Origin of the sequence: Hahella sp. KA22, assembly GCF_004135205.1 — a bacterium.
Classification (GTDB): domain Bacteria; phylum Pseudomonadota; class Gammaproteobacteria; order Pseudomonadales; family Oleiphilaceae; genus Hahella.
This window is the reverse complement of record NZ_CP035490.1, coordinates 2,619,768-2,640,811: the sequence shown is the minus strand read 5'-3', so window position 1 is coordinate 2,640,811 and position 21,044 is coordinate 2,619,768. Positions and strand designations below refer to the sequence as shown.

The 21,044-nt window shown below is 53.9% G+C and carries 19 protein-coding genes and 1 tRNA gene; 9 read left to right on the top strand and 11 right to left on the bottom strand.

Going from position 1 to position 21,044, the window contains the following annotated elements:
* Window positions 1–15: 15 nt before the first annotated feature.
* The 4 genes from EUZ85_RS11855 to EUZ85_RS11840 form a co-directional block, all read right to left on the bottom strand.
* Window positions 16–744 (bottom strand): DUF5818 domain-containing protein, encoded by a 729-nt coding sequence (locus EUZ85_RS11855; RefSeq protein ID WP_127969495.1) that lies wholly within the window; start codon window positions 742–744, stop codon window positions 16–18.
* 37 nt (window positions 745–781) lie between these two features.
* Window positions 782–1,282 (bottom strand): tetratricopeptide repeat protein, encoded by a 501-nt coding sequence (locus EUZ85_RS11850; RefSeq protein WP_206618046.1) that lies wholly within the window; start codon window positions 1,280–1,282, stop codon window positions 782–784.
* A gap of 111 nt (window positions 1,283–1,393) precedes the next feature.
* Complete coding sequence (locus EUZ85_RS11845) at window positions 1,394–2,317, bottom strand: metallophosphoesterase (RefSeq protein ID WP_241567018.1); 924 nt, start codon at window positions 2,315–2,317, stop codon at window positions 1,394–1,396.
* A gap of 2 nt (window positions 2,318–2,319) precedes the next feature.
* Complete coding sequence (locus EUZ85_RS11840) at window positions 2,320–3,225, bottom strand: LysR family transcriptional regulator (protein ID WP_127969493.1); 906 nt, start codon at window positions 3,223–3,225, stop codon at window positions 2,320–2,322.
* A 96-nt stretch (window positions 3,226–3,321) separates the two neighbouring features.
* Between EUZ85_RS11840 and EUZ85_RS11835 the strand changes: the two genes are divergently transcribed.
* A complete protein-coding gene (locus tag EUZ85_RS11835; RefSeq protein WP_127969492.1) occupies window positions 3,322–4,305 on the top strand; it encodes a YeiH family protein in 984 nt (327 codons plus the stop codon).
* Window positions 4,306–4,947: 642 nt separating this feature from the next.
* On the top strand, window positions 4,948–5,697 hold the full coding sequence (locus tag EUZ85_RS11830) for a protein-tyrosine phosphatase family protein (protein ID WP_127969491.1): 750 nt from the start codon (window positions 4,948–4,950) through the stop codon (window positions 5,695–5,697).
* Window positions 5,698–5,748: 51 nt separating this feature from the next.
* Here EUZ85_RS11830 and EUZ85_RS11825 read toward each other — a convergent pair whose 3' ends face one another.
* The 4 genes from EUZ85_RS11825 to EUZ85_RS11810 form a co-directional block, all read right to left on the bottom strand.
* Window positions 5,749–6,099: a hypothetical protein gene (locus EUZ85_RS11825; RefSeq protein ID WP_127969490.1), complete on the bottom strand. Its 351-nt coding sequence runs from the start codon at window positions 6,097–6,099 to the stop codon at window positions 5,749–5,751.
* A 300-nt stretch (window positions 6,100–6,399) separates the two neighbouring features.
* A tRNA-Ser gene (locus EUZ85_RS11820) sits at window positions 6,400–6,490 on the bottom strand.
* Window positions 6,491–6,615: 125 nt separating this feature from the next.
* Window positions 6,616–7,440, bottom strand: a complete 825-nt coding sequence (locus EUZ85_RS11815; RefSeq protein WP_127969489.1) for a protein-glutamate O-methyltransferase CheR — start codon at window positions 7,438–7,440, stop codon at window positions 6,616–6,618.
* Window positions 7,441–7,509: 69 nt separating this feature from the next.
* On the bottom strand, window positions 7,510–8,454 hold the full coding sequence (locus EUZ85_RS11810) for a chemotaxis protein CheV (RefSeq protein WP_011398482.1): 945 nt from the start codon (window positions 8,452–8,454) through the stop codon (window positions 7,510–7,512).
* Between the two features lie 179 nt (window positions 8,455–8,633).
* Here EUZ85_RS11810 and flgA point away from each other — a divergent pair, with 179 nt between their 5' ends.
* From flgA to EUZ85_RS11795, 3 genes are all read left to right on the top strand, one after another.
* Window positions 8,634–9,344, top strand: a complete 711-nt coding sequence (flgA, locus tag EUZ85_RS11805) for a flagellar basal body P-ring formation chaperone FlgA (RefSeq protein WP_127969488.1) — start codon at window positions 8,634–8,636, stop codon at window positions 9,342–9,344.
* A 125-nt stretch (window positions 9,345–9,469) separates the two neighbouring features.
* Complete coding sequence (flgM, locus tag EUZ85_RS11800) at window positions 9,470–9,784, top strand: flagellar biosynthesis anti-sigma factor FlgM (protein WP_127969487.1); 315 nt, start codon at window positions 9,470–9,472, stop codon at window positions 9,782–9,784.
* An 18-nt stretch (window positions 9,785–9,802) separates the two neighbouring features.
* The gene (locus EUZ85_RS11795) at window positions 9,803–10,267 is read left to right on the top strand and encodes a flagella synthesis protein FlgN (RefSeq protein ID WP_127969486.1); all 465 of its coding nucleotides are present in this window, start codon (window positions 9,803–9,805) and stop codon (window positions 10,265–10,267) included.
* 121 nt (window positions 10,268–10,388) lie between these two features.
* Here the strand turns inward: EUZ85_RS11795 and EUZ85_RS11790 are convergent, their stop codons facing one another.
* Window positions 10,389–11,147 carry a type II secretion protein ATPase gene (locus tag EUZ85_RS11790; protein WP_127969485.1) on the bottom strand — a complete coding sequence of 253 codons (759 nt, stop codon included), beginning with the start codon at window positions 11,145–11,147 and terminating at the stop codon, window positions 10,389–10,391.
* A 319-nt stretch (window positions 11,148–11,466) separates the two neighbouring features.
* On the opposite strand from EUZ85_RS11790, the gene EUZ85_RS11785 reads away from it, so the two are divergent.
* Genes EUZ85_RS11785 through EUZ85_RS11770 form a run of 4 tightly spaced genes read left to right on the top strand, consistent with a single transcriptional unit; the run spans window position 11,467 to window position 15,870 of the window.
* Complete coding sequence (locus EUZ85_RS11785; RefSeq protein ID WP_127969484.1) at window positions 11,467–12,774, top strand: diguanylate cyclase; 1,308 nt, start codon at window positions 11,467–11,469, stop codon at window positions 12,772–12,774.
* Window positions 12,774–13,364 carry a peptidylprolyl isomerase gene (locus EUZ85_RS11780; RefSeq protein ID WP_127969483.1) on the top strand — a complete coding sequence of 197 codons (591 nt, stop codon included), beginning with the start codon at window positions 12,774–12,776 and terminating at the stop codon, window positions 13,362–13,364. Before EUZ85_RS11785 ends, EUZ85_RS11780 begins: the two co-directional genes overlap by 1 nt.
* Window positions 13,361–15,241 carry a bifunctional tRNA (5-methylaminomethyl-2-thiouridine)(34)-methyltransferase MnmD/FAD-dependent 5-carboxymethylaminomethyl-2-thiouridine(34) oxidoreductase MnmC gene (gene mnmC, locus EUZ85_RS11775; RefSeq protein ID WP_127969482.1) on the top strand — a complete coding sequence of 627 codons (1,881 nt, stop codon included), beginning with the start codon at window positions 13,361–13,363 and terminating at the stop codon, window positions 15,239–15,241. The genes EUZ85_RS11780 and mnmC overlap by 4 nt, the downstream gene beginning before the upstream one ends.
* Window positions 15,242–15,294: 53 nt before the next feature.
* Window positions 15,295–15,870, top strand: coding sequence for a CBS domain-containing protein (locus tag EUZ85_RS11770; RefSeq protein ID WP_127969481.1), 576 nt, complete (start codon window positions 15,295–15,297; stop codon window positions 15,868–15,870).
* Between the two features lie 13 nt (window positions 15,871–15,883).
* Here the strand turns inward: EUZ85_RS11770 and EUZ85_RS11765 are convergent, their stop codons facing one another.
* Window positions 15,884–18,568, bottom strand: a complete 2,685-nt coding sequence (locus EUZ85_RS11765) for a hypothetical protein (protein ID WP_127969480.1) — start codon at window positions 18,566–18,568, stop codon at window positions 15,884–15,886.
* 246 nt (window positions 18,569–18,814) lie between these two features.
* Window positions 18,815–20,866 (bottom strand): NAD-dependent DNA ligase LigA, encoded by a 2,052-nt coding sequence (gene ligA, locus EUZ85_RS11760; RefSeq protein WP_127969479.1) that lies wholly within the window; start codon window positions 20,864–20,866, stop codon window positions 18,815–18,817.
* Window positions 20,867–21,044: the final 178 nt, after the last annotated feature.

Sequence of the window (21,044 nt, the reverse complement as noted above, 5' to 3'; positions counted from 1 at the left end):
ACCCAACTTTGCGAATTAATCGGCGTTCTGCTGCTGGGTGACGTCATAGCAGTTGGGAGCGGAAGCGCCGATATAATCAACAGAGATAGTGACGCCCTGCATGCAGAATGAATACTCCGCCGCTTCGCCCGTGACATACACATCATCTCCCGGACGATATCCACTCAAGTCACCGCCCAGTGTATAAAGGCGACCTTGTGAGTCCCTGAATGCAGGGCACTCAACACCCTCCTCTGTGAGCCGCCCTTTCAGGCAGACCTTCTTGGATTGCGACACGTCAGATTCCCCCAGCATGGCCGCCTTCGAGTTACTCTCCGCGTGCACGCGGACGCCTTTCAAGCCATCCGGTATCACCGCCATACGGTATGTCACGCTCATGGAGGAGATGACTTCCGCGGCCGGCTGATCCGGGGGCATGGCGACAAACCCAAAGTCGTAGATTCCGTCGGGCGGCGCCTGTATGTATTGAAAAGCAACCAGCTCCGCATTGCTCCAGCCTGCGGTAGGAATCATCCCTTCCGCCCGAATCTCCAGCATAGGCGGATAACTTTCCAGTATGTTCACCTGTACGTTATCAACCCGGTATACCATGGATTTCGCAGCGGATTGTTTTTGGTCTGTGGCGTCCCCATCCGCCCAAACCTCCGCCGGAGCCGCCATAAATAACGGCAAACAGACGGCCATATGTTTCAGATTTACTCGCGCCCCAGTAAAAAGACTGACGCCTTTATTTATTCCATTCATTTTTTCGTCCTTTTTGAGTCAGTATGAAAATACTCTTTCATTCCCGCCAGGTTCTCGTCAGATCTTCAGAATAAAGAGCGATGGCTCTTCGGTACTCCTGCACACAGGGGTCTCCGGAGGTAGCGGCGATCACTTTCAGCAACGTTTCAACGGATTGCCTGGATTCCCCTACATTGAACAAAGCCATGGCTTTGAAGACATGCAACTCATGCGCTTCGGGAAACTGCGCCAGCCCTTCATCAAAGGTATTCAGCGCCAACACATATTCCCCCATTGCGCGATAAGTGCTGCCCAACCCCAAATATGCGCCTCGCAGCAGCGTCTCCGATAACTCTCCAGAGATTGCGTTGAGGTAGAACGGAACAGCTTCCGCCTCCAATCCTAAATAGTCATGAACGCAGGCGGCTTCGTACTGTAGCTCAGCGTCGGTAGGAAAATCTTCCGTCAATTGCACGGCAAGGTTACGCGCATCTTCATGACGCCCCTGCTCCCGTAGATATCTAATAGACTCTGCATTCATCATACTTTTTACTGTCACTCCGTCTGAAAACTCCCCTTCACATCCCGGAAGGAGATTACAATCACCCGGCTTCACGCCGCATTCTGCTGTACTTCACTTTTCCCAGAACTGACTGGGAACAATTCACGCTTAAGCATGAACAAAGTTTTCTTTCCGCAATACCGACTCACCACTCCAGCGGTACGCCACCAATTTCCCCTGCTTGGCCACGGAATAATCGAGGCAGGCCACATTGGAAGCCAACGGCTCGGGTTCGCCCGCCAGCCAATAATGGCCAACAAAGCAAGGGGGCTGCTCTTCCCCGTATCTGGGCATCGTTTGCGGCGCAGGAAGCTGTGCGGCGGCGCCGATATCCAAACCAATGGGCAATGCCACCTCGCCTAAAGTCTTCGCGTCGCGCCGCCACCATTGCACGCGAATCGCATCCCTTTCAGCTCCATCTTTATCATGAAACACAATTCCATCAGGCAGCCCTATCTCTACTCCCTTGATCAGCGTTTCAACAGCGGCGAACATCAGATGCCCTTCAGTGGAGGCGTCAATCAACATATCCAAATCCAGCAACCCCGAGGGCGAGCGAGCACGAACAATGTCGATATAGTCATGATGCCAACAGGCGTGAATCACCCGCAGACCGTCCAACTCCAACCAGAGTGGCAGGCTGTGGAAAAACGCCAGCACGTCTTTTTTCAATTCAGGCTCAGATTCAAACTCGTTCAGAAAAGCCTGATGCTGGCGGATATTCTTTTCACTACGACGGCGCAGATACTCTCCCTGGTGCAAGGTATGGAACGCCAGCGCATTAAATTCGTGATTCCCCATCACCGCCAAGGCATGACCATTCCTCACCATTTTCATGACCAGCGCCAACAGTTTACGGTGTTGTCGCAAGTGTTCTCCGCGGTCAATAAAATCTCCGAGAAATACGACTTTACGCTCAGGATGCGCGTAACCATCGCCAGCGTCCGCATAACCAAGGAGCTGGAGCAGCTTGATCAATTCATTCGCATGGCCGTGAATATCGCCAATAATGTCGTAATACTGCCTTTCCATATTCATTCTCCAGTTGGGTAACGGTTCGCCTTTCGCTCCCTCTCCTGCAATAAATCAATAAAAGCCTTTACCACGGTCGATTCTCTGTTGTCCGGCGAGCATATCCAAGAGAATTGACGCGTCAAATTAAGAGGCGTATCCAGCTCAACCAACAGCCCCTCGCGCACTTCGTCCACAATCGAAAGCCCTGATAGACAGCCTACGCCCAACCCTGCCCGTACAGATTGCTTGATCGCCTCCTGCCGGGATAACGCCAATGCAATACGCGGCCGCACGCCCATGGCTTGCATCGCCGCATCAAACACCGCACGCGTACCAGACCCAGTCTCGCGCACAATCCACGGAAACTGCTCCAATGCCTCAGCCCCAATGCGATCAACCTGCGTCAAAGGATGCCCCGCCGCACAGAATATCGCCAACCGATCAGACAGCCAGGGTGCGATGTGCAATGTGGGATGCAGAGCCGGCCCCTCAATCAGGCCAATATGCGCACGCCCTTTTTCAAGTAAAGAAAGCACCGCTTCAGTATTGTGAATCTGCAAATCGGGCTCTACTTCAGGATAGCGTTTGACGAACTCCGCCAACAGTGAAGGAAGCAGATAAGATGCAATTGTAACGCTGGCCGCCACACGCAGAGGACCAGCCACCCTTTCAATATCAGGCAGCGCCAATCCATCCACCAAACCAAGAATTCGTCGTACGCGCGGCAGCACACGTCTGCCAGCGTCACTCAGCTCCAGTTCCCGCCCCACCTTATTGAGTACGGCGTAACCCAGCGCCTTTTCCATTTCCCGAATGGACTGACTCGCCGCCGACTGACTGAGACATTGCTCCTCAGCCGCCAGAGTCAATCGCCCCAACCTGGCGGTAGCCTCAAATACTCGCAATTGCCGCAGACTTACATTCATCGATTTCTTTAAACTATCACTTAAAAAACATCCAATATACTTATCATAGGTGTTTTCTTAAAGTCCCCTTAACGAAAATACAAAGGGGCTCACGCCATGCTAGTCCACCTGATCGCGCTTGCTGTTTGCGCTATCCTACTCGCTCAAATTCCCTTTATCGCCGCTTTAGGGCTCAGCGCCCTCCCAATGGCCTCACTGCTTGGTCTGCTTTATGGCGCAGTGACAACCCATAACCCCCAAGGCGCCGCTATAACCCTCAACTTCTGTCAGCAGAAACTTCTGCGGTTGGGCATCATCCTGTTCGGCTTCAACCTCAGTTTTCAGCAAATAGCCGCTATTGGCTGGCGCACCGTATTGCTGGACGCCATCGTTATTATTTCTGTGCTTTCTATCGGCATCTATCTTGGGGTAAAGCTGCTGCGTCTGCCCAAGGAGATTGCGACGCTTACCGCGATAGGCAGCGCGGTTTGCGGAGCTGCCGCCATCATGGCCGCCGAACCCGTCGTTCGCGCAAAAGAGCAAGATGTCGCCGTGGCGGTTGGAACCGTGGTGGTATTCGGCACAATGGCGATGTTTATCTATCCCGTCATATATCACTTCACCTTGATGGAGCCATCCCTATTCGGGATTTATATCGGCAGCACTGTCCATGAGGTCGCCCAGGCCGTCGCGGCGGGACAATCCATCAGCGGAGAAGCCATGCAGTTCGCGGTAGTCGCCAAGCTCATCAGGGTGATGTTGCTGGCCCCGGTCATCATCGCCCTTAGCGCCCTGCTATTCCGTGCCCCAGCCGGCGCTAACACTCAAACCAGGATCGCCATTCCCTGGTTCGTCTTCGGCTTTATCGCCGCCGCAGCCATCAACAGTTTGATCACCTTACCTGAGCTTGTATTGGAAGCATTAAAATGGAGCTCCCAACTCGCTCTGACCCTAGCCATGACCGCCCTGGGCGTCAAAACCCGCTGGAGCGCAATTCGCCAAGCCGGAGTCCGGCCAGTCGCACTGTCTTTTATTCTGTTTATCGTATTGCTGGTCGGCGGGTTTGGATTGAACACATGGATGCTTGAAGCGACGATCTAGAGGTTGATTTCGCCCTCATGCACATCAGTCATTACAAATAATTATTTTAAGCCGATTTACATGCAGGGCGGAGCTCGCCTGCAGTTATACTCCAGACTTCGCCTCGCAATTCCGCTAACACAATGGTGGCTCACAGGCAGTGAAGCCAGCGCCCAAACACGACTCTGACAAACTTGCATAGGTTCATCCAACCAGTAACCCACTTTACGCGCGCCTGGGAGTCGTATCTTATTCCATCCTTGGCATTTCTTACTCTTCCTTTACTTTGCTCTATTGCATTGAAGGCCTGTCCAGCCTGGCGATTGCAATCAACCCAATTACCGCCAGATTAGTCATTATGCTGGCAAGAAGCCGTTATGTAAGCAGACTTTAATAGAATCTGACTGAAGCCTTCGCCCACATGCTTTCCTTCGCTGCGGATAATCACTAAGTAGTACGACCGGACCTTCCACTTCGAGTAACCAGAGCCCCCCTCACTGACTTGACCAGCATACTCCAATATTTTGACTACTCCGGCCTCATTTTTATCCGGGTTAATTCCAGCCCCAAATAAATCAAGCAACGCGCATCCAAATACCCTCTCGTTGTCGTCATTAAGATTACAAAGATTGGCACATACGAATGCTCATTTAGGAGGCAGTCATGATTTATGGTTTAAATAGTTACCTAAGAAATACCAGCGCCGCACAGTTTGGATTCAAGAATTTCCAATGGGTTCTGCCTGGCGTTCTGGTGCGTTCATCTCAGCCAAATTACGCAGGGCATGATCAGCCCCATACGCTTAGCTTTGTGCAAGTCGACTTTTTGAAAAAGAAAGGCGTCACCTGCATTATCAGTTCTAATGAATATGCGCTGGCGGAGCACTCAAAGACGCTACTGAAAACTTACGGCATTTCTTACTACCATTTCAAAATTGCTGATTTTAAAGCGGCTACCCCTGCGCAACTTGTTAACGCAGCTGAGATAATTGAAGCAAACAGGAAAAGAGGAGCCACTCTCGTGCATTGTGGTTTCGGCGAGGGCCGGACAGGAACCATCGTCGCCGGCTGGGCGATGACCAAACACATGCAAACCCAAGCAGGGGCGGACATCAATACGATGTGCAACTCGACAAGCTTACAGGCAAACTTTGGCGTCGAAACGGCAGACCAGGTTGAATCAATTCGAGCAGCGGCAAAGCTACCGAGTAATCCTGCGACAACGCCTCTTACTCTGGGGTTAGGTTCAGCCGCCAGCTTTGGCGCACCAATGGGGTCTGCCCCAAGCTTCACGGCCCCAAATGGATCAGGCGCCGGATTTTCCGGCCCGTCAGGATTGGGCATGCCTGATGACGCGAGCACGCCAGGGTTCTTTTTCGCCAACTTTAGTTCGGGCAATAGCGACGGCTTTTAAGGCTTACTGACGCGCTATTGGCTAGCCGCCAATCCGGGAATATTGCGGGACTTATCGATTAATGACGTAAGTCCCTTCCCCGACACTTATAAGCTTTCCACCATCCTTGGCGTCACGCCACTTTTCACGATTTTTGTAGCCGCACTCACACATCAGACGGTAATTAAGCTTGTCTCGCGAAGGCTGGATTCTTTGAATAGTCGCCCTTTCACTAAATATTTCTGTCTTGGACAGCAACTTTAATCTTAGCGTCGCCAGCTCAATTTCACTGATTAAGCCATGCGAAATGGCGTCTTTAGGGTTAAGAGCGATATTTTTGGATAGCTCTTGCTTCCACCGGTCCAGGTGATTGATAACATTGAGGGTTTGACGGTATGCGTCGAAACTTTCGTGAATTTTCATGATTCCTTAAAACAAACTGCCCAGATCCGCTTCACCTGCAGTACGATGAGCGATAGCCAATGACAAAAGCTGAAAGCAATGATGCACAGGATAAGATGATTCCCCCCCCAGCATGGCCCGCTGGGTGTCAGAAAAGCTCTCAGATTCGCCCAAAAATAGCCCAGAAAAAAATCAGATTTTTTCTTAGCAATCAGTAGGTTATATGGGACATAGGAGATCTAGAAACTTGCTGTATTAGCCCAGAACTAGCCCAAGCCGCATGCATGAATTTCTAAGTGATTGATTCAGAAGGGAATTCAATGGCGGTGAGGGAGGGATTCGAACCCTCGATACGGGGTGACCGTATACACGCTTTCCAGGCGTGCTCCTTCAACCGCTCGGACACCTCACCAGAGAACCAAAACAGGATTGTTGCAACCCGTGTTTTGAGGTGCGCTAATTTATACGAATGCCCCTGGAAAGGCAACCTCTAATCTTCCCTATCGCGCAAATATTTCACCGAGGCTTGGCGGGGAGCTATTTCGCTCTATAAATGATGCCCGGGCTGCAGTGCACCATCTCGAACTTATCCGGGAGATTCCCCAGGGACTCCGAGGCGCCGAGTATCAGATAGCCGCCCGGCTTCAGAGCGGAGTGCATACGGGACAGGATGTCCTTCTTCAACTCGGCCGAGAAATAGATAAGCACGTTACGGCAGAAAATCACGTCGAACTTTCCTAGCAATGAGTAGGAGTCCAACAGGTTCAATGACCGAAACTCCACGCAACGGGCCACCTCCGGCTTGATTTTCCAGGAGCCGTCAGGCGTCTTGGTGAAGTAACTGGCCATGCGCTCCTTGGAGAGTCCTCGGCCGATAGCCAGCATTTCGTACTCGCCTTTACGCGCGGCGCTGAGCACGCTGGCGGACAAGTCCGTCGCTACAATGCTGAGGGCGGCGCGCATACCGCCCAGGTTTTTACGTCGGTATTCATCCGTCACCATGGAGATGGAATACGGCTCCTGCCCTGTTGAGCAAGCCGCCGACCAAATACGAATTTGCGTGACGCCTTTATTGGCGCTCAGCTCTGGAAGTATTTTTTCTTCCAGAATCCGGAATGGATGAACATCCCTGAACCAAAGGGTTTCATTGGTGGTCATGGCGTCGACCACCGCCTCCCGTAAGGGTGAGCGCATGGATCGACTCATTTTGTCGACCAGCTCGCCCACGGTTTCAATCTTTTCATCCGCCATAATTCGCCGCAGGCGGCTTTGCACTAAGTACTGCTTATTATCGCCAAGTACAATGCCGCATGCTTTTTGGAGGAAATCCCGAAACTTATCGTAGTCTGCGTTATTAACCAGAAAAAATCCTGCCCTGACCGGTTATGCGCCAAGCGCGTCGACAGCTGAAGGTAATTACGCCAGCCGGTGTTATTGTCTTCTTTCTTCTATTGTTTTCAGCACGGATGTCACTCGCTGCGCCAACTCATCGGGGTTGAACTTGGCCATGAAATCATCTGCGCCGACTTTCGCCACCATCGCCTTATTAAAAACACCGCTTAAAGACGTGTGCAGCATGATGTACAAGTCCTTCAAGGAAGGATCGTTTTTACAGTTGGTCGTCAGCGTGTAGCCATCCATTTCAGGCATCTCTACGTCTGAAATCATCAAACTAAGATGATCGTCAATGCGACTACCGTCGGCGACCAGCGAACGAAGATAGTCCAAAGCCTGACGACCGTCATTCTTGGTGACCACCTCAACGCCCACCGCATCCATACAATGTACGATCTGCCGCCGCGCCACAGTGGAGTCGTCCACCACCAGCACTTTGTGCTCTATCGCTTTGGCGGCCAGTTCCTTATCGATGAATTCATCCGCGACGGTATCCCGTGTTGGAGAGACCTCGGCGAGAATCTTCTCCACATCAATAACTTCAATCAGCTTGTTTTCCAAGCGGGTCACCGCCGTCAAATAATTGTCTTTGCCTGCGCCTTTTGGCGGCGGATGCATATCTTCCCAATTCATATTGACGATACGCTCCACTCCGGACACCAGAAAGCCCTGGGTTTTACGGTTGTATTCCGTGATGATGACAAAGCAGTTATTGACGTCTTTTTCAGGAACAGGCATTTGCCCAGTGGCCATTCCCATATCAAGAATAGGAATGGTTTCACCGCGAATATGAGCCACGCCCCTGACCACCGGATGCCGTTTAGGCATCATTGTCAGCTTCGGGCATTGCAGAACTTCCTTAACCTTAAAAACGTTAATTCCGTATATCTGCTCACCCTGCAGCCGAAACAGGAGCAACTCCAGGCGGTTCTGTCCGACTAACTGAGTACGTTGGTTTACGCTGTCTAATACCCCGGCCATAAAGGGCGCTCCGCTGTTTGTTGTAGATTACCGAGCTATCGGATCGGGGCGCTGACGAGGTGGCGCCCCGCATGAGCTCGCCAGCCCGGCACAGACTTTGCGTGCCTTGTCGCACACCGCCATTTTATTGGCGACGCGCAAGCGGCTACCCGGTAGCTAAGTAAAGCATAGGACAAAAAATGAAAATACGCATAACCGGCTTGATGTATATCGGCATTCTCGTTTTTTCAGCCCCGGCCTTATGCAATTCCATTCCGGTCTGGCGGCAACAAACTTCCGTTGCAGTGGAAGAATTTATGATGCGGTTCGCCGCAGCAGCGGCTGAACAGCTTCAGGAGCGGGTTGTTTATGAGGTTTCCGAACCTGACTCCCGCCTGAACTTCTCTCCTTGCGAACAGACGCCAGCCGTCAAGGAAGCCAGCTCCAACGGCGGCAGACTGACGCTAAAGGTAAGCTGCGACACTCCGAGCCCCTGGCAGATCTACGTCCCCGTACAAATGGAGCGGTACAGACAAATCGTGACCATCAAATCCGCCGTGCCGCGGGATTACGCCCTGGCGCCGGAGGACCTTGAAACCAAAGAGCTGAATATCATCGACTTACGCTATGGTTTCTACACAAATACCGAAGACGTGGTCGGCATGATCACGCGGCGCCCAGTCACAGCAGGCTCTGCGCCCTATCCAAATATGCTGGAAGCGCCTAAACTTATTAATAAGGGCGACATGGTGGTAATAGAAGCGGCCACTTCCCACTTCAGTGTGAAAATGCCGGGGGTCGCCATGGCGGACGGCAGGCGCGGCCAACAGATCATGGTCAAGAACAGCTCCAGCAACCGTATGGTGCGGGCGGAAGTCATAGGATCAGGCCACGTCAGAACGCCCCTGTGAACGTACAGGTCGCGCTGTTTCAGGTAAAATGGCGACGTTCACAAAATAATTCTGAAAATCTCGCTAAAGTTTCCCTGCATTGAGCCGATAAGTTAGGTAATTAAAGTTTTTAAGAGAGTAAGGCCATGAATATCAAGGGTGTCGGTTCACCTCAAGTGAACGATATCAAGTCCCGGGAAAATCTGCAGAAGACTGAGAAAGTCGATGTAGACGCCGGGAAAAATGCGGCGGCTCCCGAAAAAAGCGGAGATTCCGGGGACAAAGTCGTCCTCAGTTCGCAGGCTCAGAACATCAGGAAAGTCGAACAGCAACTGGCGAAACTGCCCGACGTGGATAACGAACGGGTGGAGAAGATCAAAAAAGCGCTGGACGACGGGTCCTATCAGATCAATTCACGCAGTGTGGCAGAGAAATTGCTTAATTTTGAGCAAGACTTCTGATAACACTGCGAGGGCATCATGTCCGCCGATCTGAAAGTATTTATTGATCTGCTTAAACAGGATCTACAAACTCTCTCCCAACTTGAAGATGTGCTGCAGCAGGAACGCGACTCTCTGGAGCAAAGCGATATTGAAACGCTGCAGCGCATCATCGAATGCAAACTCCCCCTCCTGCAACAAATCGAAAGCCACGCGCGCACTCGTACGCAGTGGGTCAGCCAAACCGGTTTGCCCATTGAGCGCTTTCTCTCTCTGCTGAAGGAAAAGGCGCCCCCGGTGATGAAGCTATACCGCCAGTGCGAAAGCAGCCTCGCCAATATACACAAGCTGAATGAAGTCAACGGACGCATTATCGCCCGCTCACAGCAGCGCACGACCAAGATGATGCAGATCATCCGCGGCCAATCCCAGCAAATGCAGCTGTATGGCAAAAACGGCACGGAGAAAAGCGTTGGCGAAGCCCAGGCCATAGCGCAGGCCTAGATTCCTGGACATAAAAAAAGGCCGCAAATAACGCGGCCTGAAACAACATCGTCTAAGGAAAAGATCCGCAACCGGCGAAGCGCACTAACTACCTCGCCCACCGTGCGGAGGAACCGTCTACTCAGTAGGGTTTCACCACGATATACGAGTTATCGCTGAACTCGATCCCTTCCAAATGAATACTGCCCATGGTAGGACCATCCGCCGACACCCCCATCGGCCGAATATTGTTGAAACTGACTCCCTCGATATGATTTGGAAGCGTCACGTTCATGCCGCCATCCTCATTAAACAAGGGCTTAATGCGAGAAGGATCTATTTGCACGCCGACCACTTCAACTTCGGCGTCCAGGACATTAGTGATTGGAAGCAATAGTTTTCCGAGAGACCCGAGCACCTGGACCCCGTCCAGACCTGTTAATTCATCAGGATTATCGGAATTCTGACCTTCCAGTTGGGCCTTCGCGGCCATGTTGTAAAATTGCTGGAATTCTTCAGTGAAGCCCTGCGCGCCGACATTGCTCATTTCACTGTCATCCAGCGCCTGCAGCCCCGACGCATTTTGATACAGGGTTTCAGAGGCTACCGGTGAAGATTCATTTTCAGACTGGGAGGCGGCGAACGCCACCATGGGCTGGAACGGCGCCACGGCCATAGCGACGAACGCCGCGGCGTAGCGATACCGGCTTTGGCGCCGGAGGGTACGTTGCAGCTCCTTGTCAGTTATCCAGCCAAAATCTACTAACAATTCACCAAGGCGTTGACCATTAACGGTCTGCGCCGTTAATGCTTCATTAAGCTGACCTTCGGTAATGTATCCCCGGTTCACCAGGAGGCGACCTAGGCGGGATCTTTCAATAGCTTGCTGCTGAGTCGCCATGACTATAACTCCTTTTTTATTGAGTAGTAGCTCTTTAATAATGGAAGATGTTTAAAACTTGTACACCTGAGATAGGTTAATTTTTGTATGGGTTTTGCTATTGCTTACAACCAAGTATTAATGACTTACTATCAAGTATTAGCGGCTAAAGCCGCAGCCTCTCTCGCTATAACGTCTAGATGACTGAAACTTTTAAGGAATTTCTAATCATTTGTCGCTGATAACGCTGGCGGTAAAAGCATGGTTGGTTACACTTTTATAGAAGAGCCGGTTCTCAATATCTGAGACGCTTGCAGCAACCACACCCCAGGGGGCGGATTTGTCATTACCGAACAGTTACCAGGATATGTCCGCAGATACCGCGACCTATGTGCGCAGGCTGCTGGACAACGGCATGCACGGACTGCAATTCGAAGGAGAACTGGAAAGCGAGTTTGAGCGTTATCACTTGAACCGTTATGTGCACCTGAACCGGGTATACCCTCTGCTGGGGGCGCTGGTGCTGGTTTTCTTCATATTCGCCGATCATTTGGTGATTCCCGCTCTTTTTGAGCAAACCCTGCAAATCAGAGTGGCTGACGCTCTCGGCATCATCCTGGTGACGCTGGCCAGCCGACTCGCCTGGGTGCGCAACCGTTATCAGATGACTCTGTGCCTGGGAGCGCTGTGCATTCATCTGAGCTTGATCGCCATAGCGGTGAAGGCCGCCGCCATTGATCAGTTTCATTACCAGACCGGGTCAATCATCTCTGTCATATTCGTCTGCACGGTGTTACGCCTGCAGTTCCACTACATTTTTCCTTTCGCTCTATTAATGTGGCTGTCCCAGGTCCTGGCGATGCACTTTCTCATGCATCTGCACGCCTCACAGTTCACTGAGCTGCTGTTCCTGCACACCTTTGTCACGCTGATTTCAGTATTGGTGTGCTACCGGGTGGAATACGAGACCCGTAAAAACTTCCTGCAACAATTGCTCCTGCTGTATGAGCAAGAAGAGCTGCGCGCCGCACATGCAGAACTGGAACGACTTTCCTTGATGGACAGCCTGACCCAGGTCGCCAATCGCCGGCACTTTAACAAGAGCCTGGAGACGGAATGGAATCGGTGCCTCCGCGACGACAAACCTCTGGCGCTGTTGATGGTGGATGTAGACTTTTTCAAAGCCTATAACGACGCCTATGGACATCAGCGCGGCGACGACTGTCTGATTAACGTCGCCGACTGCCTGACGCAAACGTCTCGTCGCGCCGCCGACCTGGTCGCCCGCTACGGCGGCGAAGAGTTCGCCGTTATCTTGCCTCATGCGGATCAGGCGTCAGCGCAGCGCCTGGCGGAACAGATTGTGCGCCAGATCTACGAACTCAACATAGAGAACGAAGGCTCACCGGAGCTGAAACGCCTGACCGTCAGCGTAGGTTTCAGCGCACTTGCCCCTGCTCAGGGCGACGCCCCCAACACATTGATTTCTCAAGCCGACAGCGCGCTTTACATGGCAAAACGAAAAGGTAAAAATCGTGCCCACGGTTTTCCCGCCAACGAGACCTCTGAGACAGCGGAATCCGCCGCCTCAGAGGGCGAAGGCGAACCGGACATCCACGACGAATCCGAAAGCAATGGAGAAATCTAGTGAGACACAGCGTAAATGCGGGCAAAAGAGGATTACTTGGCCTGGCTTTCTGGGCGATCAGTTTGACGGCGATGGCCGCCGACCTGCCGACAGCCACCATCAGTACTTCCGAGGGCGACATCAAAATCAAGCTGTTCAGCGACAAGGCCCCTGTCACCGTTGAGAACTTCGTCAGCTATATCAAAGACGGCTACTACGACGGCTTGATCTTTCACCGTACGATTCCCCAATTCATGATTCAGGGCGGCGGCTTCAAGCCCAACATGGAGAAAAAAGACACCAAAGCGCCGATCAAGAATGAGTCCGATAACGGCCTCGCCAACGATCGTGGAACCTTGGCCATGGCCAGAACCAATGATCCTAACTCTGCTACGTCGCAATTCTTCATCAATGTTATCGATAACGCCTATTTGAACGGCGCCAAAGGCAGACCGGGCTATGCGGTATTCGGCGAAGTCGTCTCTGGCATGGACGTAGTGGACAAAATCGCTAACACCCCCACGCAGAATACAGGTCCTTATCAGAACGTGCCTGTCAAAACCGTCACTATCAACTCCATCAAACTGGATGAGGTTGCAAGCCAGCAGTGAAAGGTCCGCAACTTGATTACGCAGACCTTTCCTGGTCCGACAGCGGCGCGCCGATCTCCAACGCTTACGGCGACATTTACTTCTCTAAGGAAAGCGGCCCGGAGGAAACGGATTACGTTTTCCTCACGGGCAACCGCCTGAGGGAGCGATTCAGCAGAGCACAGCCAGGCGCCAACTTCACTATTGCGGAGACCGGCTTCGGCAGTGGCCTCAATTTCCTTATGGCCTGGGCGCTCTGGCGTGAATGCGGGCCTGCGGACGGCCACCTGCATTTCACTTCCGTGGAATTTTGTCCGCTGGCGCTGGAAGATCTGGCTCGATGCCACCAGGCTTGGCCGCAACTGGCGGAATTCGCCCGGCAGCTGCAAGCGCAATACCCTGCTCCCATGCGGGGCGTACACCGTTGTCGCTTCATCGATCAGGGCGTCACATTGACGTTATACCTGGGTGATGTCGTGGACTGGCTGACCGACTGCAGCTTTAAAGCAGACGCCTGGTTTCTGGACGGTTTCTCGCCAAAACAGAATCCCGAAATGTGGAGCGAATCGTTGTTTCCGCTGATCGCCAGCCACGCGGCGCAAGGTTGCACCGTCGCTACGTTCTCCGCTGCCGGCTTCATCCGTCGCGGCTTAAAAGAGCACGGCTTCAATGTCAGCAAGGCGCCTGGGTTCGGCTATAAAAGGGACATGACTGTCGGCGTCTTCCAGGCGGAAGAGCCAAGCCAGCCCACGGCCCTTCCCTGCAAGGAAGCCGTGGTGATCGGGTCTGGCCTGTCTGGCGCCAATGTCGCCAATGCTCTCGCCACTCGCGGCTGGAAAGTAACAGTGCTGGAAGCAGGTGATCAAGTCGCCCCGGATGCATCAGGCAACCCGCAAGGCGCGTTGTACATAAAGCCCGGCGTGGAGTGGAGCATCAACACACGTATCCACGCCAATGCCTTTTTGTATGCCGAGCGTTTTTACTCGCAGATCGCCAACCTGCCTGCGCCTATCTGGAATCCCTGTGGCGTGCTGCAGCTTGCGCATAACGATAAGGAAGCCATCAGACAGCAGAAGTTCTTCCAACACAATCGCTACCCTGATCGGGTTATCCGCCCACTCAGCCAACAAGAAGCATCGGAGCTTGCCGGCGTCAGCCTGCCAGCCAGCGCCATGCATTTGCCCGGCGGCGGCTGGTTGATTCCGCCGCAGCTATGCGCTCACCTGTTGCAACACCCTGACATTGAGGTGAGATTGAATTCGCCGGTCAGCGCATTAGAGCGCGCCAATGAAAGCGACTGGCGCATTCATATAGGTTCTGGTGAGTCCGCACAGGAACTGGAATGCGCTACCGTGATATTGGCCACCGCCAACAATCAGGCCATGCGACCAACTGCCGCGAGCGCCCTTCCCCTCAAACCCATTCGCGGCCAAGTCACCACGTTACAGGTGGAGCCTGCCGCATTACCGCAGCTGAATACCGTCTTATGCGGCGAGGGTTATCTGATGCCGCCTATTGAAAACCGGCTGGTTACAGGCGCCACGTTTAAACCCAACTGCGCTGACGCACAAGTGACCGAGGCGGATAACGACGCCAATCTTGAGCAGCTGTTCCAGCTCACTCCCGCCTTGCGCGACGAACTCGCCCAAAACCCGCCCCCCCTGCAAGGTCGCGCCTCCGTAAGAAGCGCACTGCCGGATTACCTGCCCGCCATCGGCCCATTTATCCCAGAACAGGGAGAGAAAGGTTTATTGATCGTGACCGCAATGGGCTCCAAAGGTCTCGCGCTGGCGCCGCTTGCAGGCGAACTGATAGCAGACAGGCTGGAAGGAACGCCGGCGCCCATCGAGGACAGTCTGATCCAGCGTGTTTTGCCAACCCGCTTCAGCCAGGAGTAGACTGATTGCATTGGGGCGCCAAGCATGGCGCCCCGTCGCAAGGAGCTTCGTTCATGCCGATCTATCTGGTCGACGCCGGTCACCGCATCATCACACCGTTGAGTGTGGACCCTCGGGTCAAATCCGTGGAAGAGCTTAAATCCATATCCGCCATTCACCCTATTGGCCCTCAGGATCAGGGAATGCGAGAAGACTTCCCCTATTCCGGAAGCGAACAGGATAGCGCCCCAGAGGGCGATATCTCTCGCCTCAGCGCCCAGGACGTCATGTCATCGCCTGTGCTTTACGGCAAGCAGGACTGGAGCCTGGATGAAGGATTGAGCTTTCTGCGCGAGCATAAAGTGAGACACCTGCCAGTGCGGGACGACCAGGAGGTCGTGGGTTTTCTGATTGAGCGCGAGCTGCTGCAGGCGAAACTGGAGCAGCCAGAAGCAACACTGGCCGCATTATGCGCACCCTACCTGATGGTGGGCGACGACGCCGACCTGCGCCGGATCTCCCTGGTCTTAGTGGAAAGAGACCTGGACGGCGCTTTGGTGCGTAATGTTCAGGGCGATGTGATTGGCGTACTGACCGCCACCGACATCCTGAAAGCCATCGCCCATTTCGAGGTGGAAGCCTGGGCTTAACCCAGGCCGACCATCAACAGTCTTCGTTAGGGTCCGCCCGGCAGGCGGCGTTCAAGTCCACGCCGTCAACGACGGAGAGCGGCTTCAGGGTTACCGTCACGCCACTGTCAGTTTGGGCTTCTTCCACCGAAATCAGTTTAGCGCTGCCGAAGGTGGCCAGATTAGAAAGCTTTTCGTTGGCTGCAGCGCCACGCTGGAACCGCCAGATATTCTTCAGCTTGTTCACCTGCTCGCCTTCGCCCGGCTCTTCCCCTTCATCCAGCACTTCTTCTTTCACCACGTCATAGCGCGCCAACCAGCCATCCTCGCCGCCCTGAGCCGCGCCAGCGTCAAAAATGTCCCCCGCCGTCACACCGGACACATACACCTCATTGCCCAGAGACTTAACATCCAGCACAGAATCCGCCGCCGCACCGCCGATTTGCGCATAGGCCGTAATCTCACTGGCGTTTTGATGGTAAGCAAGGTATCCGTCCTGACCGCCACGGTTGCTCTCTCCACTGACCAGCACGCCATTCGTGTAGCCAGCGGAGACGAAGCCTTTGCTGACAGTGCTGACATCAAGCGCCGCATCGTTAAAGCTGGAGCCGATCTGAGCCACACGGCGGGGATCGCCATCGTCGTTGTATGACACAATGACGGCGTCATAACCGCCGAGACTGGAGCCATTATCCTCCACCGCGCCATCGCTGAAACCGACGACATTATGATTGGAGGAAGACTCCGGCGACGCTCCCAGCAACACATCGTCGCCGGAAGAACCAAAGGTCTTGGCGAACATGAGTGCGCCGTTTTTATCAAACTTGATCAGCATGGCGTCACGACGCCCGGAGTTTTCTCCTTCGCCGACCAAACCTGACGTAGCGCCAACTACCAGCACTTCCTGACTGAGATCGACGGACAGCGCGCCGGGCTCATCATCCCAAACACTGCCGATCTGCTTGGCCCACTGTAATTCGAAGGCGCCGACATTGTTAATGCGCTGATACTTCTGCACCACCACGTCTTTACCGCCCAGGTCGCTTTCCTGCAGAGGCTCCACCGGGGGTGCGAATAAACCGCCCACTTCCAGCAAGGCGTATATATCCTGGGTGATCTCATCTGCGTTGGCTGGATTGATCTTCTCGTATAACCAGATGTCTTTAATGCGCACTGCGTAGGTCGCCGCTTCCAGCTTAATGCTCTGATGCAGAACGCCGAAGCGGTCATAGATCATGATGTCAGAGTTAGCCGGTTTACCGCCCGCGTCACCATTCACGCGTGCGAGAAACAGTTCCGACTGCGACCCCGATATCGCCTCAGCGACGCTCGCCCCGCTATTGAGCGGCAGCTCCACCGCGTTCAACCACTGGTTTATGTAGACAGCCAGAGGCTCTTCGCCTGGATTCACCGTGCCGCTGCGTCGCCAATTAAAGGTCACTTTCTCATCCCGCAACGTGGCGTCGCCATTAGCGGTCGCCTGCAGCTTGACGGTTTTACTGGTTTCGCCCACCTCGAAAGGCACGCTGACGCCATCTGTGATCAGGCTGCCGACACCTCCGTCTCCGGTATAGAGACGTAAATCCGCATTGGCGCCTTCGAAGTCGCCGTCGCTGTTGTCCCCATCCACGACAAACTCCGCATAAACGGTCTGTTCCGGCGCCTTGTCCAAGGACACTTCCACATTCAGGTAGTTACCTTCAGACACCGACGCCTTGGATACCTTAAAGCTGGCGACAGGTTCATTGTCAGTGATGGAGATAGTGGTATTGACCGGGTCAGCGAACTCAAGCAGCCCACCTTCGTAATGAGTAATCGACACCGCAATATTCTCGGTTTTTTCCGCATCGCGATCGTCATTGATAAACACCGGAATATGGCAATAACGCACACCAGGATCATAGGTGAGGAAGCCGTCCGCAACCGAGATGACCTGTCCGTCTTTCCTTGCGGTTTCAACCAGAAAGTCGCTTCCTGGCGTTGCGCCGTCACCGGAACCGCTGGTCAGGGAGTAGCGCAATATGACGCGCTGAACCGAGGGCTGCTCCAGAAATACCGGTAAGTAATGAAGCTTGGGACGCACCGCCAGTGAATCATCATGCTGACGCTCTTCAAAGAAAGCGATGTCTTCCTCAGAGAACAACGGCGTTCCTTCCGCGTCGGTGAAACACAGCGGAATCACTTCTTTCTCTTCGCCCTCGTCTTCCCGGCCGTTATTGTTGGCGTCAATCAGCTTCGAGGGACGCTCGCCAATATCGTTTTCCGCCACCGTCAGCGACTCGGATTCATAAGTGTTCGTGTCGACGAAAATAGAAAAACGGGTCTCCCCTACGCTGGAGCCATCCGACACCGTCAGCGAGACTTCCTGCGCCTCGCCAGGCGTCAACGCGTCTTCCGCCGTTCCGCCCCCGTTAACGCCGGGAATCCCGCGCATGATAATGCCTTTACGGAAGGTGTTGTCGACGTACTCCAACGCCAGCCAGCGCGGCTGGTTGGTCATGGAAAAGTCCACCAGACCATCGCCGCCGTCCACGCCAAACTCATAGGTGTATTCAACACCCAGATAAGCGGTTCCCGGTGGTTTTCCCAAAATGCGAATGGCTTCGGGCGGCGCTGTATCGCTGCCGCAGGAGGCGAGTAGTAGAGAAGTGATAACCAGCGCAGGCGTTTTCAGCGCCAACTTAACTCCGCTGCGCTGGGCCAGACCCAGGTGACCCATAGATGTGCATTCCACGCTTTATTATTCAAATTTTACAAAATCTTATAAAACTTTGTTTTTTGTAACCACAGCAGGGGGCCAGAAACCCAACCGGGATCACACTGCCGCCTTTTTATTTGCATCCGATTATTTGTATCCAACAGATAATTCTATTTCTTTGAAAGCGACTAGCCCTGTGCTTATCACCCTCTGGAATGCAAAACGGCCGCAGAAGCGGCCGTTGCAGTAAGTCAAAGATCAGCGCAATCAGGCGTCGCCGCCCAAATGCGCCTGATGTTCTTCCAGTAGCTGCTTGAATGCGCCTTCATCCAGCACCTTCACGCCAAGATCCTGCGCCTTGGTGAGTTTGGAGCCCGCCTTTTCTCCCGCCACCACAAAACCGGTTTTGGCGGACACACTACCAGACACCTTGGCGCCGAGACGGGTTAATAAATCCTTCGCCTCGTCGCGGCTGTATTCCGCAAGCGTGCCGGTCACCACGGCAGTCTGACCGGATAACGGCAGCGTCTCCGTGCTGCGTACGACCACTTCAGGCCAGCTCACGCCCTGATTCAGCAGCGCGTCAATCGTTTCCAGATTGTGTTCCTGTTGAAAGAAGGAACGAATATGGCCCGCGCTGATAGGACCGATATCCGGCGTCTCCACCAAATCCTCTTCGGTGGCCTGTTTCAGCAGCTCCAGAGTTGGGAAGTGCTGCGCCAGCAACTTGGCCGTGGCTTCCCCCACTTCCCGGATGCCCAAGGCATAGATAAAGCGCGCGAATGTGGTCTGCTTGGAAACCTCAATCGCATTAATCAGATTTTGCGCCGACTTGTCGCCCATGCGCTCCAGTCCCGCCACATCAGGGGCTTTCAGCGAATACAGGCTGGCGGGAGAGTCGATTAACTCTTTTTCCACCAGCAGCTCAACCAGTCGGTCTCCCAGGCCGTCGATATCCATGGCTTTGCGGGATGCGAAGTGCTTGATCGCCTCTTTCCGCTGAGCGGAGCAATAGAGCCCGCCAGAGCAACGCGCCACCGCTTCGCTCTCCAGTTGCAGCACGTCAGAGCCGCAAACCGGACAGTGTTCGGGACGATCCACCGGGACGGCGTTTTCCGGGCGACGATCCTGCACCACGCTAACAACCTGGGGAATGACATCTCCCGCACGACGAATGATCACCGTATCGCCAATATGCACATCCAGGCGACGAATCTCATCCATATTGTGCAGGGTAGCGTTACTGACCGTGACGCCGCCGACGAACACCGGCTTTAAGCGCGCCACCGGGGTTACGGCGCCCGTCCTGCCGACCTGGAAATCCACCGCCAGCAGCTCGGTCATTTCCTCATGGGCGGGGAACTTATGCGCGATAGCCCAGCGCGGCGCTCGCGAGACGAAGCCCAGCTCCTGCTGCAGATCAATGCGGTTAACCTTGAACACAACGCCATCGATTTCGTACGGCAATTGGTTACGAACGTTCATGATATGGCGATAATAATCCAGGCACTCCTGCGCCCCTGACGCCAACTTCATCTGGCTGTTGATCCTCAGTCCCCACTGCTGCAATTGCGTGAGAATATCGTGCTGCGTCCCCGGCAATTCACCTTCAAAATACCCAACGCTGTAGCAACACATTTCCAACGCCCGTTTGGCGGTGATGCGCGGATCAAGCTGGCGCAGACTTCCCGCGGCGGCGTTGCGCGGGTTAACGAACGTTTTCTCTCCCTTCGCCGCCGCGTCTTTGTTTATGGCGTCGAAGGCGGCCTTGGGCAGATAAATTTCACCGCGCACTTCCAATTCTGCGGGATAGCCTTCCCCACGCAATTTAAGCGGAATATTTTTTACCGTCTTAACATTGGCGGTAATGTCTTCACCCGCGGAGCCATCCCCACGAGTCACGCCACGCACCAGGTATCCATCGCGATACAACAGACTGATGGCGATGCCGTCCAGCTTCGGTTCGCAACAGTAGTCGATGCGCGCGTCTTCCGCTTCCTTGAGCCGCTCACGCACGCGACGATCGAAGTCCAGCAGATCCTGCTCTTCAAACGCATTATCTAAAGACAGCATGGGCAGACGGTGGGATACGGTCTCAAAGCCATTCGCAGGCGCGGCGCCCACCCGTTGCGTCGGCGAGTCCGGCGTAATCGTTTGCGGAAATTCCGCCTCGATTTCACGCAGTCGACGCATTAGTCGGTCGTACTCCGCATCGGGAATCGAGGGATCATCCAGTGTGTAATAACGGTAGTTATGATCGTTGATGGTTTCGCGAAGCGTATTCAGCTCTTCCTGAATGGCGGCAGGGACTTCCGACATGAGTTCATTCTTCCGAGGCAGATTATTGAATAATTATCAGACGACTCCGCCGCATGGGAACTCCAATGCGGCGGAATTGCTAAGTCTTTGATTCGGATTAAAGTATAGCGAATATAACGACAACATTATTCGTTACAGGCCAATACTCCGGGATATTCCCGGAAGCGGCGCCCCGGGT